The organism is Paracoccus litorisediminis, assembly GCF_009711205.1.
In the GTDB taxonomy this organism is placed as follows: Bacteria; Pseudomonadota; Alphaproteobacteria; order Rhodobacterales; family Rhodobacteraceae; genus Paracoccus; species Paracoccus litorisediminis.
The window spans coordinates 76,369-94,787 of sequence record NZ_WMIG01000010.1; the positions used below are offsets into that span (position 1 = coordinate 76,369).

Here is an 18,419-nt window from a genome sequence, read left to right on the forward strand (position 1 = left end):
CCGTTCCCGACAAGGGGGTTATGGCAATATTGCGGGGGCGCGATCAACCACCCACGCCCGCGTGATTTCGGTTGCCACAGGGGGCGGCGCGCTTTATCGGGCCGCCTGCGGCGTCATGCGCCCGGATTTGCGACAGGAGGAGACCCGGATGAGCGCGACGCCCGACCGGCAGCATCGGATGACACCCAGCGATATCCTTGCCCGCAAGGGGCAGGCGCCGATCGCCTGTCTGACCGCCTATACCACGCCCATGGCCCGGCTGGTGGACGCCCATTGCGATCTGGTGCTGGTGGGCGACAGCCTTGGCATGGTGCTGCACGGCTTGCCCTCGACCGTGGGCGTCACAATGGAAATGATGATCCTGCATGGCAAGGCGGTGGCGCGCGGCATCGAACGCGCCTGTCTTGTCGTCGACATGCCCTTTGGCAGCTATGAGGAATCCCCCCAGCAGGCCATGCACAACGCCGCCCGACTGATGTCGGAAACCGGCTGTCAGGCGGTCAAGCTGGAAGGCGGGCTGCACATGGCCGAGACCGTGGCCTTTCTGGTCGCGCGCGGCATCCCGGTCATGGGCCATGTCGGCCTGACCCCGCAGGCGGTGAACACGCTGGGCGGCTACAAGGTGCAGGGCCGGGGCGAGGACGGCGCCCGCATCGAGGCCGAGGCCGCCGCGCTGGCCGAGGCCGGGGCCTTTGCCGTCGTTCTTGAAAAGCTGCCGCAAAGCCTTGGCGCGCGGATTACCGGCGCGATCCCGGTCCCGACCATCGGCATCGGTGCCGGGCCGGAATGCGACGGTCAGGTTCTGGTCGTCGATGACATGCTGGGCCTGTTCGGCGACTTCCGCCCGAAATTCGTGCGTCGCTATGCCGAGCTGGGCGACAGCGCCTCGGACGCCATCGCCGCCTATGCCGAGGATGTCCGCGCCCGCCGCTTCCCCGGCCCCGAACATGTCTTTGCCGATCAGGTGGCGCGGAAATGACCCGGATCGTCCGCTCGCTGGCCGAGTTGCGCGACCTGACCCGCGACTGGCGCGCGGCGGGCGCGACGATCGGCGTCGTTCCCACGATGGGCGCGCTGCATGACGGGCATCTGAGCCTTGTCCGTGCGGCGCAGGCCGAATGCGACCGGGTGATCGTGACGCTGTTCGTGAACCCGCGCCAGTTCAACAATGCCGAGGATTTTGCGAAATACCCCCGGACCGAGGATGCCGATGCGGCGATCCTGTCGCCGCTGGGCGCGGATGTGCTGTTCGTTCCCGACGCGGCCGAGGTCTATCCGCCCGGCCATGCCACCACGATTTCCGTCTCGGGCGTCAGCGAGCCGCTGGAGGGCGCACATCGCCCCGGCCATTTCGACGGCGTGGCGACGGTGGTGGCGCTGCTGTTCAACATGACGCAGGCGGATCGCGCCTATTTCGGCGAAAAGGACTGGCAGCAGTTGCAGGTCGTGCGCCGGATGGTCGCGGATCTGCACCTGCCCATCCAGATCGTGCCCTGCCCGGCCATTCGGGCGGCGGACGGGCTGGCGCTGTCCTCGCGCAATCAGCGGCTGTCGCCCGACGCGCGGGCGCGGGCGGCCTTGTTGCCCGCGGTGCTGCTGGACACGGCGGCACGGATCGAGGCGGGCGGGACCATTTCCCCGACCCTTGCCGGGGCCACGGTAAAGCTGGTCGAGGCCGGGTTGTCCCCGGTCGAGTATCTTGAGCTGCGCGATGCCGAGAGCCTTGGCGAGGCACAGCCCGGACGACCCGCGCGCCTGCTGGTCGCGGCTTGGCTGGACGGCGTGCGGTTGATCGACAATGTCGCGGTCACACTCCCGGCGCAGGGCTAAACGCCCTGCCCGGCGGCACGGGCGGCGCGGCTCTCAAACCGTTGGAACAGGTGGTGGATCTGCACGGCGATGATGCCGACCACCATGCCGCCTTGCAGGACAAAGGCAGTGTTCGACGACAAAAGCCCGGCGATGATGACCTCGCCCAGGGTCTTGGCGGCGACCGTTGATCCGATGGTCGCCGTCCCCATCGAGATCACCGCCGTCAGCCGCATCCCGGCAAGGATCAGCGGCAGCGCCAGCGGCAGCTCGACCTGCCACAACCGCTGCCTGTCGGTCATGCCCATGGCGCGGGCGGCCTCGGCCACTTCGGGCGGCTGACCGGTCAGGCCCGCCAGCGTGTTTTCAAATACCGGCAGCAGGCCGTACAGAAACAGCGCAACCAGCGTGGGCGCAGTCCCAAACCCCATGACCGGCACGGCCAAGGCCAGCACCGCGACCGGCGGAAATGTCTGCCCGACCGAGGTGACGGTCCGCGCCAAGGGCAGGAACTCGCGCCCCGAGGGCCGCGTCACCAGCACCGCCAGAACCAGCGCCACCAGCGTCGAGGCGATCACCGCCACCGCGACGATGGCCAGATGCGAAAGCGTCAGGGCCAGCAGGCTGGTCTGGCCATAGATCGGCGGCGCGCCATTGCGGGTAAAGGGCCGAAACAGCGGCGCGAAGCTGTCAGGGCTCAGCAGAAAAATCAGCAAAAGCCCCGCCACCAGCGCCGGAAGGACGCGACCGATCATTCCGGCGCCTGACGGGCATGGGCGCGCAATGCCGCCAGCGTGACGATGCCGCCGCCTTCGACGGGCAGGGCGTCACGGCCGCTCCACAGGCATTCCGCCAAAGCATCGCGCAGGCTGGCCTCACGCGGAATGGCAGGGCCTTGTGCCTGCCCCGGCTGGGTCATGCCCAAAACGGCGCTGAGCGACAGCAGGTGAAATGCGCGCTCGCCGGGGCCGATCAGCGCCTGCACAAAGGGCGTGGCGGGATCGGTCAGGATGCGTTCGGGCCGGTCATGCTGCAAGATCCTGCCGTGATCCATGACGGCGATGCGGTCGCCAAGCTGCACGGCCTCGTTGATGTCATGGGTGACAAGGATCATGGTCGTACCCAATTGCCGCTGGACCCCGCGCAGATCCGCCTGTGCGCGGGCCCGCCCGATCGCATCCAGCGCGCCGAAGGGTTCGTCCAGCAGCAGCAGATCGGGCCGGGCCGCCAGCGCGCGGGCCACGCCCACGCGCTGCGCCTGCCCGCCCGACAGCTGATGCGGCATCCGATTGCGAAAGGTCGCGGGGTCCAGCTGGAACAGCTGCAACAGCTCATCCACCCGCGCCCCGATCTGCGCGGGCGGCCAGCCCAGCAGGCGCGGTACGGTGGCGATATTGCGGGCCACGCTGTGATGGGGAAACAGCCCCACCCCCTGAATGACATAGCCGATACGCCGCCGCAGCAGATGCACCGGCTGGCCCGCCACATCCTGCCCCCCGATCAGCACCTGCCCGGTCGTGGGCTCGACCAGCCGGTTGATCATCCGCAGAAGCGTGGTCTTGCCCGAACCCGAGGTGCCGACCAGCGCGGTGATTTCGCCCTCGGGGACGTTCAGGCTGACATCATCGACCACCGGAACGCCGGCATAGACCCGCGTCAGGTGGCGCAGCTCGATCATGCTTGCGCGCCCCGGCTCATGCCCAGCAACAGGTCCATGACGATCCCCGCCAGCAGCGCCAGCGCGATGGTCGGCAGCGCCCCCAGCAGCACCAGATCCATCGCGGTCTGGTTCAACCCCTGAAAGACGAAAGTGCCAAATCCGCCGCCTCCGATCAGCCCGGCGATCACCGCCAGACCGATATTCTGCACCAGCACGATCCGCACCGCCGCCAGCAGGCTGGGCAAGGCCAGCGGGATCAGGACCTGCGCCAGCAATTGCCCGCGCGTCATGCCCAGACCCAAGGCCGCCTCGCGCACCGGCAGGGGCACACCCTGCAACCCCGAGAGCGTATTCGACACCACCGGCAGCAGCGCATACAGAAACAGCGCAATCAGCGCCGGAAAGCTGCCGATACCGGACACCCCCAGCCGATCCGCCCCCGGCAGGGTCGCGATCCAGCCCAGCAGCGGGATCATGATCCCGAACAGCGCCAGCGACGGGATGGTCTGGACGATGTTCAGCACGGTCAGGACCGGTCCCCGCGCGCGGGCTGTCAGATAGATCGCCACCCCCAGCGGTAGCCCCACCGCCAGCGCCAGCCCCAGCGAGCCGAACGCAAGCGCCAGATGGGTCTGCGTCTCGGCCAGAAATGGCCCGCGCCGGGTCGCATATTCCCGCATGACCGAGACCTGATCCAGCATCCCCGATCCCAGCAGAGCCGCGGCCAGTACCAGAACCCCGGCAAGGATCAGCCAGCTTGCCGCGACCGAGGGCCGCAGACGCGTCAGCCCGTCGGCCAGCATGAAGGCAAAAGCCGCAAGCAGCAGCCAGAACCCCGAGGCCGGGGCCACCCGCGCCAACCCGTTCCCCTTGGGCAACAGATGCCCCGCCGCCAGTCCCAGCGAGGAGATGACCCCGACCAGCCCCAGCAACGCGGCAGCGGTCCTCAGCCCAGGCGACCAGCGCCCAAGGCAACCAGCGATCAGGATTGCCGCCAGCCCCACCGCTATCAGCGGTCCGGTAGCGAATCCGGCGGTCAGGGTGATGCCTTCGCCCGGCACGATCCGGTTCGGTCGCAGATGGACAAGGGGCAGGAACAGCCCGGCAATACCCAGCAGCGCGAACAGGACCCCCGGCCGCGACATCATGCTGTCACTTCAGGAAGCCTGCCCCGGTCAGGAAATCCTTGGCCACGGCCTGCGCGGGCTCTCCACCCACCTGAATCCGGCCGTTCAGGGTCTGCAAAGTCTGCAAGGTCAGCGCCTGAAAAATCGGGGCCAGCACCTCGCGGATCTGGGGATGCGCTTCAAGCACCTTGGCGCGGATGATCGGCGCGGGCTCATAGACGGGCTGGACGGCCTTGTCATCCTCCATGACCAACAGGCCTGCCTCGGCAATGGCGCCATCGGTGCCATAGACCATGGCCGCGTTCACCCCGGAAATCTGCTGCGCCGCCGCCGCGATGGTCGCAGCCGTATCGCCACCCGCCAGCTGCACCAGCTGATCGGGCTTCAGGGTAAAGCCATAGGTCTGCTGGAACGCCGGAAGCGCTGCGGGCGAGGTCACGAATTCGGCCGAGGCCGCCAGCTTGATCGCCCCGCCCCCCGCAATCCATTCGCCCAGTTGCGACATGGTGGCGATCCCGTTCGCGCTGGCAATGTCCTGACGCAACGCAATCGCCCAGGTGTTGTTGGCGGGCGCGGGATCCAGCCAAACGATATCATTTTGCGCCTTGTCCAGTTCGGCCACGCGGGCGAAACCCTGCTGGGCGTCCTTCCAGACAGGGCTGTCGGCCTCGTTGAAGAAGAACGCTCCGTTCGCCGTATATTCGGGATAGATGTCGATCTGCCCGGCGGTGATCGCATCGCGCATAATCGGCGTGCCGCCCAGTTGCAGCCGGTCCTTGACCGGCATTCCCGCATCCTGCAGCGCCAGCAGGATCATGTTGCCCAAAAGGCCGCCCTCGGTATCGATTTTCGATGAGACCACGATATCCTGCGCTTGTAGCGGCGAGGCCAGCAGGATCAGCGACAGGGCGGCGGCACGTGACAGCATGGCGAATTCTCCCGATACAAGGGGATGGCGGCTCGATGCTAGACGCGCGGGATGTGGAATTGGTTCCCGTCAGCGATAGCCTGACAGCGATTGCCCCGCCTGCCGCAGCAGTGATCCGAACCGGGCCGAGAAATCCTCGGCCGAATGTTCGTCCAGCGACCCCGCCAGATGGATGGCCCCGACCGGGCGGCCCTGACCATCCAGCACCGCAACCCCAAGGGCGATCTCGTGATGCAGCAATTGCCGGACGGCGACGGCATGGCCGCGCTGCCGCGTCGCCTGAACCTCGGCCATGACCTGATCCAGCGTGGTGATGGTCTGGGGGGTGAAGGGCGTGACATCCGAGCGGGCAAAGATATCCGCGATCTCGGCGTCGGACAGCCGCGACAGCACCGCCAGCCCCCCCGCCGTGCAATAGGTCGGCACGGTATTGCCGGTCAGCGTCGCAGTGAAAATCTCATGCTTCGAGGGCATGCGCAGCGCATAGATCAGCCGCGTGTCGTCCCATAGCGACATGTCCACCCGCTCATGCGAGCGGCGGCGCAACTCCAGCAGGACCGGCGTCGCCTTTTGCAGAATCGGGTTCAGGCGCAGGCTGGAACAGGCCATGGTCAGGATGCGCTTGCCCGGCAGATAGCCGCGATCCTCGTCATCGCGCATGATCATGCCCAAGGCCTGCAGCGTATGCACCATGCGCTGCGTGGCACTGCGGTCCATTCCAGACAACTCTGAAATCTCGCTGAGAGTCAAAGGCTTGGCGGTCATTTCGAAAACCGACAGGATTGCCACTGCCCGTGCCGCAGCGCGCACGAATAGCGGGTCTTCGCCAAATTGTTCAGCTTCTGCGGGATCGAATGTCGAAACTCCGGTCAGTTCGCGAAACATGAGACTGGTCACCCCAAGTAGAAGAATTTTCGTTGACAGCCGCATCCGGCATGACGTTTCATTTCGATAACGATGTATTGTCTGTCGATACATTTCAATCGAAACGTTACGATCAGGAGCTTTCGATCCCATGCGTGTCGCGTTTGCCGGCTTCCTGCACGAGAGTAACAGCTTTGCCAGCGCGGCGGCCGATATGGCGGCGTTCCGGCAGGGCGGCGGCTATATCCCCCTGACCCGTGGCGCGGCACTGCGAGAGGCGGCGCGGGGCGTCAATCTGGGCATTGCGGGCATGCTCGATTATGCCGACCGCGCCGGATGGGACATCGTCCCGATCCTGTGGACCGGGGCGATCCCCTCGGCCCCGGTGACGCGCGAGGCGTTCGAAACGATTGCCGATGACATCGTGCAGGGGCTGGCCGATTGCGGCCCGATCGACGCGATCTGTCTGGACCTGCATGGCGCAATGGTCGCCGAGCATGTCGAGGATGGTGAAGGCGAATTGCTGGCCCGCATCCGGGCGGCCCGTCCCGACCTGCCCATCGCCTGCGCGCTGGACCTGCATGGCAATATCACGCCGCAGATGTTCCAGCATTCCGATATCATGGTCGGCTTCCGCACCTATCCGCATGTCGACATGGCGGAAACCGGCTGGCGCGCGGCGGCGGCTTTGGATGAGATGCTGGCAAGTGGCCGGAAATGGGCCAAGGCGATGCGCCGCATCGATTTCCTGATCCCAATCGCCTGGCAATGCAGCGAGACCGAGCCCGCCCGCGGCCTTTACCGGATGACGCGCGAACTGCCCGAAGGTGTGGCGACCGCCTCGATCTTCATGGGCTTTCCGGCGGCGGATTTTCCCGGATGCGGCCCCGTGGTGTTGGCCTATGGCCCCGATGCCCTTGCCGTTCAGGCCCATGCCGACCGCATGGCCATGGCCCTGACCGAGGCCGAGGCCGATTTCGCAGGCCGCTCCTATGACCCCGAGGACGCCGTGCGCGAGGCGATGCGGCTGGCGGTTTCGGCCACCCGCCCGGTGATCATCGCCGATACGCAGGACAATCCCGGTGCGGGCGGATCGTCCGACACCACCGGCATGCTGCGCGCGCTGATCGCCTGCGGGGCGACGGACGCGGCGCTTGGCAATTTCCACGACCCCGAGGCCGCGCGAGCCGCTCATGCTGCGGGCGTCGGTGCTGAAATCACCCTGCCGCTGGGTGGACGTTCCGGGCTGGCGGATGACGCGCCCTTCCCGGTCCGCGCCCGCGTCGCCGCGCTGTCCGACGGTCATGTCCATGCGACCGGCCCCTATTACGGCGGCACCCGCATCGACATGGGACCTTCGGCGGCGCTGGAAATCGACGGCATCCGCGTCGTCGTCACCAGCCATATCGCCCAGATGGCCGACCGCAATTTCTATCGCATGGTCGGGATCACCCCCGAGGACCAGAAGATTCTGGTGAACAAAAGCTCGGTGCATTTCCGCGCCGATTTCGAGCCCATCGCGGAAACCATCCTGGTCGCCACCGCCCCCGGCGCGATGCCGCTATGCCCCTCAGCCCTGCCATGGACGCGGCTGCGCGCAGGCATGCGGCTGCGTCCGATGGGACCGGTTTTCAAAATCCAAGAAGAAACCCAGCAACAGTGAGAGAGAAGACGAAGATGACCCATTCGAAGACGCTTTCGATGAAAGCGGGCCTTTTTGCCTCGGTATTCGCTCTGGCCGCTGGCGGGGCGCTGGCCGAGACCACCGTCACCGCCGTCATGCATTCCGACCTGCGTGTGCTGGACCCGGTCATCACCACCGCGCACATTACCCGCGACCACGCCTACATGATCTATGACGTGCTGGTGGCCGAGGATGAAACCGGCAAGATCCAGCCGCAGATGGCCGATGTCACCGCTTCCGATGACGGGCTGACCTATACCTTCACCCTGCGCGACGGGCTGAAATTCCACGACGGCGCGCCGGTCACCGGGGCCGATGTCGTCGCCTCGCTGCAGCGCTGGGGCAAGCGCGACACCGGCGGCCAGATGATCATGGATGTCACCGCCTCGCTGGAAGCCAAGGACGACAAGACCGTGGTCTGGGCGCTGAGCGCGCCCTTTGGCCCCTTCCTTGAAACCGTGGGCAAGCAATCGGCGCTGCCGCCCTTCATCATGCCCGCGCGCATTGCCCAGACCCCGGCGGATCAGGCGATTCAGGAACATATCGGCTCGGGTCCGTTCAAGTTCGTGACCGAGGAATTCCAGCCCGGCGTCGGCGCGACCTATGTCAAGAACGAGGAATATGTGCCCCGCTCGGAACCCGCGTCGGGTTATGCCGGCGGCAAGGTGGTCAATGTCGACAAGGTGCGCTGGCTGACCATGCCCGACAGCCAGACGGCGGTGAACGCGCTGCAATCGGGCGATATCGACCTGATCGAATCCATGCCCGTCGACCTGATCCCGCTGCTGGAAGGCGATGACACGGTCGCCGTGGAAAAACGCGCGGCCTTTGGCTTCCAGACCATGGGTCGGATGAACTTCAAGCACCCGCCCTTCGACAATCCGAAGATCCGTCAGGCGGCGCTGCTGGCCATGTCGCAGGAACCGGTTCTGGCCGCGCTGACCGCCAGCCCGGAATATTATCAGGTCTGCGGCGCGATCTTTGGCTGCGGCACGCGGCTGGAAAGCACCACCGGAACCGAGACCCTGACCGCCGCTGGCAATCCCGAAGCCGCCAAGAAGCTGCTGGAGGAAGCTGGCTATGACGGCACCCCCGTCGTCCTGATGCAGCCGACCGAGGCGCCGACGCTGAAGGCCCAGCCGGTGGTCGCAGCCCAGCAACTGCGCGCGGCGGGCTTCAATGTCGACATGCAGCCGATGGACTGGCAGACGCTGGTCACGCGCCGCGCCTCGATGGAGGCGCCCGCCAACGGTGGCTGGAACATGTTCTTCACCAACTGGCAGATGTCCGAGGTGGCGAACCCGGTGATCAGCGTGATGCTGAACGGGCGCGGCGACACCGCGTGGTTCGGCTGGCCCGATGACCCCAAGATCGAGGAACTGCGCAAGGAGTTCATCGCGGCCGCCACCCCCGAGGCCCAGAAGGCCGCCGCCGACAAGATCCAGGCCCATGCGATGGAAACGGTCAGCTATGTGCCGCTTGGCGAATACAACTTCCCGCAGGCCCGCCGCACGGTCCTGACCGACATGGCCCCGACCCCGGTCCCGGTCTTCTGGGGCCTGAAGAAGTCCGAGGAGTAACGCCGCCAATCGGCCCGCTTGTCGGGCCGATCCTCTCCCGCGCCTGCTGATCAGGCGCGGGCCTGACCCCTAGAACGGCGGACAAGCCATGCTGAGCTATATCTTCAAGCGCGTCCTCTCGGTCGTTCCGGTGCTGTTTCTGGTCTCGGTCTTCGTCTTCCTGATGCTGCGCCTGACCCCCGGAGACCCGGCGGCGATCCTTGCGGGCGACAACGCCACGCCCGAAACGCTGCAACGCATCCGCGACGCCATGGGCCTGAACGAGCCCCTGCTGACCCAATATGTCAAATGGATCGCGGGCATCCTGCGCGGCGATTTCGGCACCTCGCTGATTTCCGGCGTCGAGGTGCTGGATCTGGTCGCCAAGCGCGTCGGTCCGTCGATCTCGCTGGCGGTGCTGACCATCATCATTGCCGTGCTGGTCGCCATTCCGATGGGGGTGATCGCCGCGTGGAAGCATCGCAGCTGGGTCGATTATCTGGTGATGTCCTTTTCAGTCCTTGGCTTTTCGGTGCCGGTGTTTCTGGTCGGCTACGTCCTGCTGCTGGTCTTCTCGGTCAAGCTGGGCTGGCTGCCGCCGCAGGGCTTCAAGCCGCTTTCCGCAGGCATCGCCCCCTTCCTTGAACGCGCCATCCTGCCCGCGCTGACGCTGGCCTCGATCTATATCGCGCTGATCGCCCGGATGACGCGCGCCGCCATGCTGGATGTGCTGAACGAGGATTACATCCGCACCGCCCGCGCCAAGGGCGTCGGAGAGCGCCGCATCCTGTTCGTCCATGCGCTGAAGAATGCCGCCGTCCCCATCGCCACCATCGTCGGCGCGGGCTTTGCGCTGCTGATTTCGGGCGTGGTGGTGACGGAAACCATCTTCAACATTCCCGGCATCGGGCGGCTGACCGTCGATGCGGTTCTGGCACGCGACTATCCCGTCATTCAGGCGCTGATCCTGCTGACCGCCTCGGTCTATGTGGCGATCAACCTGCTGATCGACCTGTCCTATTCGCTTTTCGACCCGAGGATCCGCTATTGACGAACATCGACCGTTCCGCCGCGGATAAGCCTTTGGCGCTGCGCCTGCTATCCATGGTTTCCCCCGCCCAGACCGGGCTTGCCCCCTTCATCGCCGCGATCATGCTGCTGGCGGTGATCCTGTTGACGATCTTTTCACCCCAGATCGCCACCCATGATCCTTTGGCGATGGACCCGCTGATGCGGCTGAAGCCCCCGTCCGAGGCGCATCTGCTGGGCACCGACGGCTATGGCCGCGACCTGTTTTCCCGCATGATCCTTGGCGGCCGCATCTCGTTGCTGATCGGGATCTGCGCGGCGGTGGTGGCGCTGGGGCTGGGCGTGCTGATCGGGCTGGTCGCCGGTTACTTCCGCTTGGCCGACGCGATCATCATGCGCGCCATGGATGCGCTGATGGCGATGCCCTCGATCCTGATCGCCATCGGCCTTGTCGCGCTGAACGGCCCCTCGATCGGCTCGGTGATCATGGCGATCACCATCCCGGAAGTGCCTCGCGTCGTGCGGCTGGTGCGATCAGTCGTGCTGACCGCGCGCGAGGAACCCTATGTCGAGGCCGCGATGGCGCTTGGTTCCTCGACGCCCAAGATCCTGTTCCAGCACCTGCTGCCGAACACCATGGCGCCGATGATCGTGCAGGGGACCTACATCATCGCCTCGGCGATCCTGACCGAGGCGCTGCTGTCCTTCCTTGGCGCGGGCATCAGCACCGAGATCCCGACCTGGGGCAATATCATGGCCGAGGGGCGGCAGTATTTCCGCATCAACCCCGGCATCATCCTGTGGCCGGGGCTGCTTCTGACCATCTGCGTGCTGTCGATCAACCTGATCGGCGATGCCGCCCGCGATGCCCTTGATCCCCGCATGAAGAAACGGCAGGCCTGACATGGAACTTCGCGCAAGGGACTTGTCCCATGAACCCGTGATCGTCCAGATCGAGGATCTGGTGGTCGAAACCGCCGGAAAAACCCGGTTTCCAGTGCTGAAAGGTGTCAGCCTGAACATCCGGCGCGGCGAAACCGTCTGTCTGGTCGGGGAAAGCGGCTCGGGCAAATCCGTCACCTCGCTGGCGACGATGGGGCTGCTGCCCAAGGACGCGCTGGTGGTACGGTCGGGCACGATCCGGCTGAAGGGCGAAAACCTGCTGGCGCTGTCGCCTTCCGCGATGAAGGACCGCCGCGCCCGCGATCTGGCGATGATCTTTCAGGAACCGATGACCGCGCTGAACCCGGTAATGAAGGTCGGCGCCCAGATCACCGAGGTGCTGGACCTGCACAGCCGCATGGGTACCGCCGAAAAGCGCGCCCGCGTCATCGACATCATGGAGCAGGTCCATCTGCCCGATGTCCAGCGCATCTATGACAGCTATCCGCACCAGCTGTCGGGCGGCCAGCGCCAGCGCATCATGATCGCCATGGCGCTGATCCTGGAACCGGCGCTGCTGATCGCGGATGAGCCCACCACCGCGCTGGACGTGACCACGCAAAAACAGATCCTGTCCCTGATCGCCGAACTTCAGGAGAAGCACGGCACGGCGGTGCTGTTCATTACCCATGACATGGGCGTGGTCGCCGAAATTGCCGACCGCGTCTGCGTCATGCGCCATGGCGAGATCCTTGAATCCGGCCCGATCCGCGAGGTTCTGGAACAGCCCAAGCATGTCTATACGCGGGCGCTGCTGGGCTCGGTCCCCAGCCTTGTGCCGCGCGAGGCGCGCGACGATGCAAGCGGGGCCAGCGTGATTGCCGCCCGCAATCTGGGCAAGACCTATCACACCGGGTCGTTCCTTGGGAAAAAGTCGCAGGTCCGCGCCTCGTTCGGGGTGAATTTCGACCTGTCGCCGGGGCGGACGCTGGGCATCGTCGGCGAAAGCGGCTCGGGCAAGACCACGGTCGCACGCTCGATCATGCGGCTGATCGAGCCGACCGAGGGCCAGATCTTGCTGGATGGCGACGACATCGCCCATCTGTCCCCCAGCGCGATGAAGCCCAAGCGCAAGAAGCTGCAGGTGGTGTTTCAGGACCCGTTCCGCTCACTCAACCCGCGCTGGACCATCGCGCGCTCGATGACCGAAGGCCCGTTGAACTACGGCATGTCCCGCGCCGATGCCCTGGCCGAGGCCAAGCGCCTGCTGAAGATCGTGTCCCTGCCCGAAGACGCGCTGGGTCGCTATCCGCATCAGTTTTCCGGTGGCCAGCGCCAGCGCATCGCCATTGCCCGCGCGGTGATGCTGAAGCCAGACGTGCTGGTCGCGGATGAGGCGGTCTCGGCGCTGGATGTCTCGGTGCAGGCGCAGGTGCTGGATCTGCTGGCCGAACTTCAGCGCCAGACCGGCATCGCCATCATATTCATCACCCATGACCTGCGCGTCGCTGCCCAGATCTGCGACGAGGTGCTTGTGATGAAACGCGGCGAGGTGGTCGAACAGGGTCCGGCCTCACGCGTGCTGCACCAGCCGCAGCATGATTATACCCGCGCGCTGATCGACGCAGCGCCCGGACGTTTCTGGGATTTCGCGGCTGGCAAGCCGCTCGTGGCGTAAGGAGAGAATATGCCTGTCATCAAGTTCATCGAGGACAATGCCGATCAGATGCGCGCGGTCTTCGAGGATCTCCACGCAAACCCGCAGCTGGGCTTCGAGGAAACCCATGCCTCGGGTGTGGTGGAACGTCATCTGCGCGACTGGGGGTTCGATGAGGTCCATACCGGCATCGCCGCCACCGGCGTCGTCGGCATCCTGCGCGGCAAGGGCAAGGGCAACCGCCGCATCGGGCTGCGCGCCGATATGGACGCCCTGCCCATTCAGGAAGTGACCGGCCTTGGCTATGCCTCGAAAAACCCCGACCGCATGCATGCCTGCGGCCATGACGGCCACACCACGATGCTGCTGGGCGCGGCGCAATATCTGGCGCAAAGCCGCGATTTCGACGGCACCGCCGTCTTCATCTTCCAGCCCGCCGAAGAAGGCCTTGGCGGCGCGCGCCGCATGATCGCGGAAGGCCTCTTCGAGCGTTTCCCCGTCGATGAGATCTACGGCATGCACAACCAGCCCTTCGGCACGCTGGGTCAGGCCCGCATCCGCAAGGGCGCGATGATGGCCGGGGCCTCGTTCTTCGACATCAAGGTCAATGGTCGCGGCAGCCATGCCGCGCAGCCCAACCAATCCCGCGACGCGCTGGTGATCGGCACGCAGCTGGTTGGGTTGCTGCAGACGGTCGTGTCGCGCAATGTCGATCCGGTGAAAGCCTGCGTGCTGTCCTGCACCCAGTTCCACACCGGCTCGGCCTATAACGTCGTGCCCCAGACCGCGACCATTGCCGGGACCGTGCGCTATTTCGACCCCGAGGTGATGGATCTGGTCGCTACCCGTATGCGCGAGCTTTGCGCGGGCCTTGCCACCGCCCATGGCATCACCATCGACGTCGATATCCGCAATGTATTTGACGTTCTGGTCAATGAACCCGAGCTGTCCGACGCCTATCTGGAGGCCGCTGCCGACGTGCTGGGCGAAACCAATGTCTCGGATGACGGCCCGCAGGTCATGGGCAGCGAGGATTTCGCCGACATGTCCGCCCGCGTGCCCGGTGCCTATATCAACGTCATGCATGGCGGTCAGGCGGCTTTGCACAATCCCGCCTTCGTCCTTGACCCGGCGGTGCTGCCCATCGGCGCCTCGGTCTATGCCCGCATCATCGAGCGCCGCATGCCCCTGACCCGAAAGGCCGCCTGATGTCCTTCCTTGATCTCGACTTCGACAATGAGGACATGATCCGCCGCCTGCGCCCGTGGATCGAGACCGAAAGCCCCACCTTCGACGCCGCCGCCCTTGCGCGCATGGTCGATGTCGTGGCCTTCGACTGCGCAGCGGCCGGGGCGACCATTGAGGTCATCCCCGGCCGCATGGGCTGCGGCCCATCGCTGCGGGTGAAATTCCCCCATCCCGATTTCGGCAAGCCCGGCATCCTGGTCTCGGGCCATCTGGATACCGTGCATCCGATCGGCACGCTGGCGCAGAACCCGTGGCGGCGCGAGGAGGGTCGCATCTACGGCCCCGGCATTCAGGACATGAAGGCCGGGAATTTCGTCGCACTCGAAGCCATGCGCAGGATCATGCGCGCCGGGCTGGTGACCCCCCTGCCCGTCACCCTGCTGCTGACCCCGGATGAGGAAATCGGCACCCCCGCCACCCGTGGGCTGATCGAACAGGAAGCCCTGTTGAACCGCTATGTCGTGGTTCCCGAACCGGCGCTGAAGGACCAGTCCTGCGTCATCGGCCGCTACGCCATCGCACGCTACAACCTCGAAACCCGCGGCGTGCCCTCGCATGCGGGCTGGGCGCTGAAGGACGGGCGCTCCGCCATCGCCACCATGGCCCGCAAGATCCCCCTGATCGAGGGCATGACCAGCGACGATTGCACCTTCTCGGTCGGGGTCATCCGGGGCGGGACATGGGTCAACTGCGTCTCGTCCTCGTGCTTCGCCGAGGCGCTGTCCATGGCCAAGACCGATGAGGATCTGGAACGCGGCGTCGCCGCCATGCTGGGTCTGTCGGGCTCGGAAAACGATGTCGAATTCATCGTCACCCGAGGCGTCACTCGCCCGGTCTGGAAACCCGGCCAGCCGCAGGACATCGCCCTTTACGACCGCGCCGCCGGTATCGCCACGCAACTGGGCTTCACCTTGGGCCATCAGCCCTCGGGCGGCGGCTCGGACGGCAATTTCACCGGCGCGCTGGGGATACCGACCATCGACTCGACCGGAGTCCTCGGCGCGGGCCTGCATACGCTGAACGAACACATCATCGAATCGAGCCTGCTGGAACGCGCAAGGTTCCATGCCGGGCTGTTTCTTGACCTGAACTGATCCCTTCTCGCCGCGCCCCTGCCTTGGGCGCGGCGATCCAAAAGGCCCCCAAAAAAGGCCCCCAAGGACATCCCATGACCGACCAGATCCACCGTCTTGACGGGCTGACCGACGCTGTTTCGATCCGCATCGACCCTTGGGGCATCGCCCATATCCGGGCCGAGAACCGCGACGACCTGTTCTTTGCCCAAGGCTGGAACGCCGCCCGCGACAGGCTGTGGCAGATCGATCTGGCCCGCAAGCGCGGGTTGGGCCTGCTGGCGGGCGATTTCGGACCGGGCTATCTGGCGCAGGACCGCGCCGCGCGCCTGCTGCTTTATCGCGGCGACATGGCGGTGGAATGGGCGGCCTATGCCCCCGATGCCGAGGCGATCTGCACCGCCTTCGCCAAGGGCATCAACGCCTATGTCGACGGCGTCCACGCGGGCGAGTTGCCCCTACCCCCGGAATTCACCCTGCTCGGCAACCGCCCCGCGCTGTGGCAGCCATCGGATGTCGCCCGCATCCGCAGCCATTCCCTGACCCGCAACGCCACCTCGGAACTGCTGCGCGCCCGCGTCATGGCGCTGATGGGTCCGGAAACCGGTGCGCATCTGGACCTGCTGCGCCGCAATCTGGAACCCTTCACCATCCCCGAGATCGCCGAGGGTCTGGACCTGCACAGCCTTGACGCCCGCGTGCTGCGCGATTTCCTGCTGGGCGTCAGCCCGGTCAGCTTCTCGCCCGAGCGTCTGGCCGCGCCGCTTTCTGACGCCGATCTGTGGACCCGCCCCACCTCCTTGGGCGAGATTGACCGCATCGCCGCCACCGAGGGCTCGAACAACTGGGTGGTCTCGGGCGCGCGCACGGCATCGGGCCGCCCGATCCTGTGCCTTGATCCGCACCGCACCCATGTCCTGCCCTCGGTGCGCTACATCACCCACCTGACCATGCCCGGCTTCGACGCGATCGGCGCGGGTGAGCCGATGGTCCCCGGCATCTCGATGGGCCATAACGGCCATGCCGCCTTCGGCCTGACCATCCACGGCCACGATCAGGAAGACCTTTACACCTACGACCTGCACCCGGACGACCCCGATCTGTATCGCCACCACGACGGCTGGCAGCGCCTGACCACCCTGACCGAGACCGTGCCGGTCAAGGGCCATCCCGACCAGCGGATCACCCTGCAATTCACCCGCCACGGCCCCCTGCTGCACCGCAGCGCCAGCCATGCCTTTGCGCTGCGCACCGTCTGGAGCCTGCCCGGAACCGCGCCCTATATGGCCAGCCTCTCGGTCATGCGCGCGACCACGCCGCCGGATTATCTTGCAGCCCTGCGCGGTTGGGGCTGCCCCTCGGTCAACCATATTTACGGCGACATGGCGGGCAATATCCTGTGGAAACCCGCCGGCGCCGCCCCGATCCGCAAGGGCTGGCAGGGCCTGCTGCCCGTGCCCGGCGATGGGCGCTTCGAATGGCAGGGGCTGCACGATCCCGACAGCGCCCCGGTTGAGCTGAACCCGTCTCGCGGGTATATCGCCACCGCCAACGCCATCAACCTGCCGCCGGATTGGGACGGCCCGATCCCCGGCCATGAATGGCTGGACAGCAGCCGCCACGATTTCCTGAACGCGGCGCTGGCAGGCAATGACCAAGTGACGCTGCAGGATTGCGCGGCCATGCAGCTTAGCCTGCATTCCGGCATCGCGCTTGGGCTCGCACGGTTGTTGCAAGGGCCGGACATTCCCGCGCCTGTCCGCGCGCTTCTGGACGGTTTCGACGGCACGCTTCCCGCCGACAGCCCCGCTGCGGCCTACATCGAGATCTGGCTCTCGCGCCATCTTGGTCCGGCCATCGCCCGTCACGAAGGCGCGTCCGAGGCCGTCCTGCCACTGTTGCAACCCTATGATCCTGCATCGCTTCTGCGCTGGATGCAGGCGCGGGTGGACCTGCCCCCGGACATCATCGCCAGCCTTGAGGCGGCATGGACGGACTGTGCCCAGCTGATGGGCGCGGACCCGCAAGCTTGGGCATGGGGTCGCATCCACCGCCTGACCCTGCGCCATCCGCTGCACCGGCTGGCGCCTGCGGAATGGTCGCTGCCGCCGATCCCGCGCGGCGGATCGTCGGCCAGCCCGAATTATGCGGGCTACGACCTGCAAAGCCTTGATGTGCTTATGGGACCGTCGGTCAGGATGCTGATTGATGTCGGCGGCTGGGACAACAGCCTGTTCGTCAATACACCGGGCCAGTCCGGCCTGCCGGGCGACCCGCATTACCACGACCTGCAGCCGCTTTGGGCGGGGGGCGAATACGCGCCGCTGCTGTACTCCGACGCCCGGATCGAGGCCGCCACCCGGCAGCGTATCACATTGACGGCGGGATAAGCTCGGCCATCGCGCCCTCATGATGGTCATGGGCGCAATGCTCGTGATTGCCCAGAACCTCGATCACCCGGCAATCGGCAATGGTCCCGCATGAGCATTGCTGCAGCATCCGCTGCAACTCGTCGCGCAGCGCGATCAGGCGCGAGATGCGGGCATTTACCGCCCGAAGCTGGCGGTTGGCGATCTGGTCGGCTGCCGCGCAGGACCGGTTCGGATCGTCCGACAGGCCCAGCAATTCCCGGATCGCCTCCAGCGGGAAGCCAAGGTCGCGGGCATGGCGGATGAAGTTCAGCCGGTCCTGCGCCGCCTTGCCGTAAAGACGCTGGTTGCCGGTGCTGCGCTCGGGTTCGGGCAGCAGCGCAATCTGTTCGTAATAGCGGATGGTCGGGACCTTGACCCCGGTCGCCTCGCTCAGCTTGCCGATGGTCAGCATCGCGGAAACCTCTTGCAGCTATAGTCGCTAGAGGAATTAGGGTCCCGAATCAATGAAGGCAAGATCTGCCAAAAGG

The 18,419-nt window shown here is 66.0% G+C and carries 16 protein-coding genes; 10 read left to right on the forward strand and 6 right to left on the reverse strand.

The window, feature by feature from the left end; all coding sequences use genetic code 11:
• Positions 1–148: 148 nt before the first annotated feature.
• Entirely contained in the window at positions 149–979 is an 831-nt protein-coding gene (gene panB, locus GL300_RS16385) for a 3-methyl-2-oxobutanoate hydroxymethyltransferase (protein ID WP_155040735.1), read from the forward strand.
• On the forward strand, positions 976–1,830 hold the full coding sequence (gene panC, locus GL300_RS16390) for a pantoate--beta-alanine ligase (protein WP_155040736.1): 855 nt from the start codon (positions 976–978) through the stop codon (positions 1,828–1,830). Before panB ends, panC begins: the two co-directional genes overlap by 4 nt.
• On the opposite strand, the gene GL300_RS16395 is transcribed toward panC, so the two are convergent.
• The 5 genes from GL300_RS16395 to GL300_RS16415 all read right to left on the reverse strand — a co-directional run bounded on the left by GL300_RS16395 (position 1,827) and on the right by GL300_RS16415 (position 6,409).
• Complete coding sequence (locus GL300_RS16395) at positions 1,827–2,564, reverse strand: ABC transporter permease (protein ID WP_155040737.1); 738 nt, start codon at positions 2,562–2,564, stop codon at positions 1,827–1,829. The genes panC and GL300_RS16395 overlap by 4 nt on opposite strands.
• Positions 2,561–3,487 (reverse strand): ABC transporter ATP-binding protein, encoded by a 927-nt coding sequence (locus tag GL300_RS16400; RefSeq protein WP_155040738.1) that lies wholly within the window; start codon positions 3,485–3,487, stop codon positions 2,561–2,563. Before GL300_RS16400 ends, GL300_RS16395 begins: the two co-directional genes overlap by 4 nt.
• Positions 3,484–4,614 carry an ABC transporter permease gene (locus tag GL300_RS16405; protein ID WP_155040739.1) on the reverse strand — a complete coding sequence of 377 codons (1,131 nt, stop codon included), beginning with the start codon at positions 4,612–4,614 and terminating at the stop codon, positions 3,484–3,486. The genes GL300_RS16400 and GL300_RS16405 overlap by 4 nt, the downstream gene beginning before the upstream one ends.
• A gap of 7 nt (positions 4,615–4,621) precedes the next feature.
• Complete coding sequence (osmF, locus tag GL300_RS16410) at positions 4,622–5,524, reverse strand: glycine betaine ABC transporter substrate-binding protein OsmF (RefSeq protein ID WP_155040740.1); 903 nt, start codon at positions 5,522–5,524, stop codon at positions 4,622–4,624.
• 69 nt (positions 5,525–5,593) lie between these two features.
• Positions 5,594–6,409 (reverse strand): IclR family transcriptional regulator, encoded by an 816-nt coding sequence (locus GL300_RS16415; protein ID WP_155040741.1) that lies wholly within the window; start codon positions 6,407–6,409, stop codon positions 5,594–5,596.
• A 130-nt stretch (positions 6,410–6,539) separates the two neighbouring features.
• On the opposite strand from GL300_RS16415, the gene GL300_RS16420 reads away from it, so the two are divergent.
• The 8 genes from GL300_RS16420 to GL300_RS16455 all read left to right on the forward strand — a co-directional run bounded on the left by GL300_RS16420 (position 6,540) and on the right by GL300_RS16455 (position 17,910).
• Positions 6,540–8,051 carry a M81 family metallopeptidase gene (locus GL300_RS16420; RefSeq protein ID WP_155040742.1) on the forward strand — a complete coding sequence of 504 codons (1,512 nt, stop codon included), beginning with the start codon at positions 6,540–6,542 and terminating at the stop codon, positions 8,049–8,051.
• 14 nt (positions 8,052–8,065) lie between these two features.
• Positions 8,066–9,652 carry an ABC transporter substrate-binding protein gene (locus tag GL300_RS16425; protein ID WP_155040743.1) on the forward strand — a complete coding sequence of 529 codons (1,587 nt, stop codon included), beginning with the start codon at positions 8,066–8,068 and terminating at the stop codon, positions 9,650–9,652.
• Between the two features lie 88 nt (positions 9,653–9,740).
• Entirely contained in the window at positions 9,741–10,682 is a 942-nt protein-coding gene (locus GL300_RS16430; protein ID WP_155040744.1) for an ABC transporter permease, read from the forward strand.
• 53 nt (positions 10,683–10,735) lie between these two features.
• Positions 10,736–11,563 carry an ABC transporter permease gene (locus tag GL300_RS16435; RefSeq protein ID WP_155040799.1) on the forward strand — a complete coding sequence of 276 codons (828 nt, stop codon included), beginning with the start codon at positions 10,736–10,738 and terminating at the stop codon, positions 11,561–11,563.
• Position 11,564: 1 nt separating this feature from the next.
• On the forward strand, positions 11,565–13,220 hold the full coding sequence (locus tag GL300_RS16440) for an ABC transporter ATP-binding protein (protein ID WP_155040745.1): 1,656 nt from the start codon (positions 11,565–11,567) through the stop codon (positions 13,218–13,220).
• A gap of 9 nt (positions 13,221–13,229) precedes the next feature.
• Positions 13,230–14,408, forward strand: a complete 1,179-nt coding sequence (locus tag GL300_RS16445; protein ID WP_155040746.1) for a M20 aminoacylase family protein — start codon at positions 13,230–13,232, stop codon at positions 14,406–14,408.
• The gene (locus GL300_RS16450; protein WP_155040747.1) at positions 14,408–15,541 is read left to right on the forward strand and encodes a M20/M25/M40 family metallo-hydrolase; all 1,134 of its coding nucleotides are present in this window, start codon (positions 14,408–14,410) and stop codon (positions 15,539–15,541) included. The genes GL300_RS16445 and GL300_RS16450 overlap by 1 nt, the downstream gene beginning before the upstream one ends.
• Before the next feature lie 74 nt (positions 15,542–15,615).
• Positions 15,616–17,910, forward strand: a complete 2,295-nt coding sequence (locus GL300_RS16455) for a penicillin acylase family protein (RefSeq protein WP_155040748.1) — start codon at positions 15,616–15,618, stop codon at positions 17,908–17,910.
• Here the strand turns inward: GL300_RS16455 and GL300_RS16460 are convergent.
• Positions 17,891–18,343, reverse strand: coding sequence for a MerR family transcriptional regulator (locus GL300_RS16460; protein WP_155040749.1), 453 nt, complete (start codon positions 18,341–18,343; stop codon positions 17,891–17,893). The genes GL300_RS16455 and GL300_RS16460 overlap by 20 nt on opposite strands.
• Between the last annotated feature and the right edge of the window lie 76 nt (positions 18,344–18,419).

Coding starts and splice junctions, on each gene's coding strand:
- panB (WP_155040735.1), top strand. CDS start 149: ATGAGCGCGACGCCCGACCGGCAGCATCGGATGACACCCAGCGATATC.
- panC (WP_155040736.1), top strand. CDS start 976: ATGACCCGGATCGTCCGCTCGCTGGCCGAGTTGCGCGACCTGACCCGC.
- GL300_RS16395 (WP_155040737.1), bottom strand. CDS start 2,564: ATGATCGGTCGCGTCCTTCCGGCGCTGGTGGCGGGGCTTTTGCTGATT.
- GL300_RS16400 (WP_155040738.1), bottom strand. CDS start 3,487: ATGATCGAGCTGCGCCACCTGACGCGGGTCTATGCCGGCGTTCCGGTG.
- GL300_RS16405 (WP_155040739.1), bottom strand. CDS start 4,614: ATGTCGCGGCCGGGGGTCCTGTTCGCGCTGCTGGGTATTGCCGGGCTG.
- osmF (WP_155040740.1), bottom strand. CDS start 5,524: ATGCTGTCACGTGCCGCCGCCCTGTCGCTGATCCTGCTGGCCTCGCCG.
- GL300_RS16415 (WP_155040741.1), bottom strand. CDS start 6,409: ATGTTTCGCGAACTGACCGGAGTTTCGACATTCGATCCCGCAGAAGCT.
- GL300_RS16420 (WP_155040742.1), top strand. CDS start 6,540: ATGCGTGTCGCGTTTGCCGGCTTCCTGCACGAGAGTAACAGCTTTGCC.
- GL300_RS16425 (WP_155040743.1), top strand. CDS start 8,066: ATGACCCATTCGAAGACGCTTTCGATGAAAGCGGGCCTTTTTGCCTCG.
- GL300_RS16430 (WP_155040744.1), top strand. CDS start 9,741: ATGCTGAGCTATATCTTCAAGCGCGTCCTCTCGGTCGTTCCGGTGCTG.
- GL300_RS16435 (WP_155040799.1), top strand. CDS start 10,736: ATGGTTTCCCCCGCCCAGACCGGGCTTGCCCCCTTCATCGCCGCGATC.
- GL300_RS16440 (WP_155040745.1), top strand. CDS start 11,565: ATGGAACTTCGCGCAAGGGACTTGTCCCATGAACCCGTGATCGTCCAG.
- GL300_RS16445 (WP_155040746.1), top strand. CDS start 13,230: ATGCCTGTCATCAAGTTCATCGAGGACAATGCCGATCAGATGCGCGCG.
- GL300_RS16450 (WP_155040747.1), top strand. CDS start 14,408: ATGTCCTTCCTTGATCTCGACTTCGACAATGAGGACATGATCCGCCGC.
- GL300_RS16455 (WP_155040748.1), top strand. CDS start 15,616: ATGACCGACCAGATCCACCGTCTTGACGGGCTGACCGACGCTGTTTCG.
- GL300_RS16460 (WP_155040749.1), bottom strand. CDS start 18,343: ATGCTGACCATCGGCAAGCTGAGCGAGGCGACCGGGGTCAAGGTCCCG.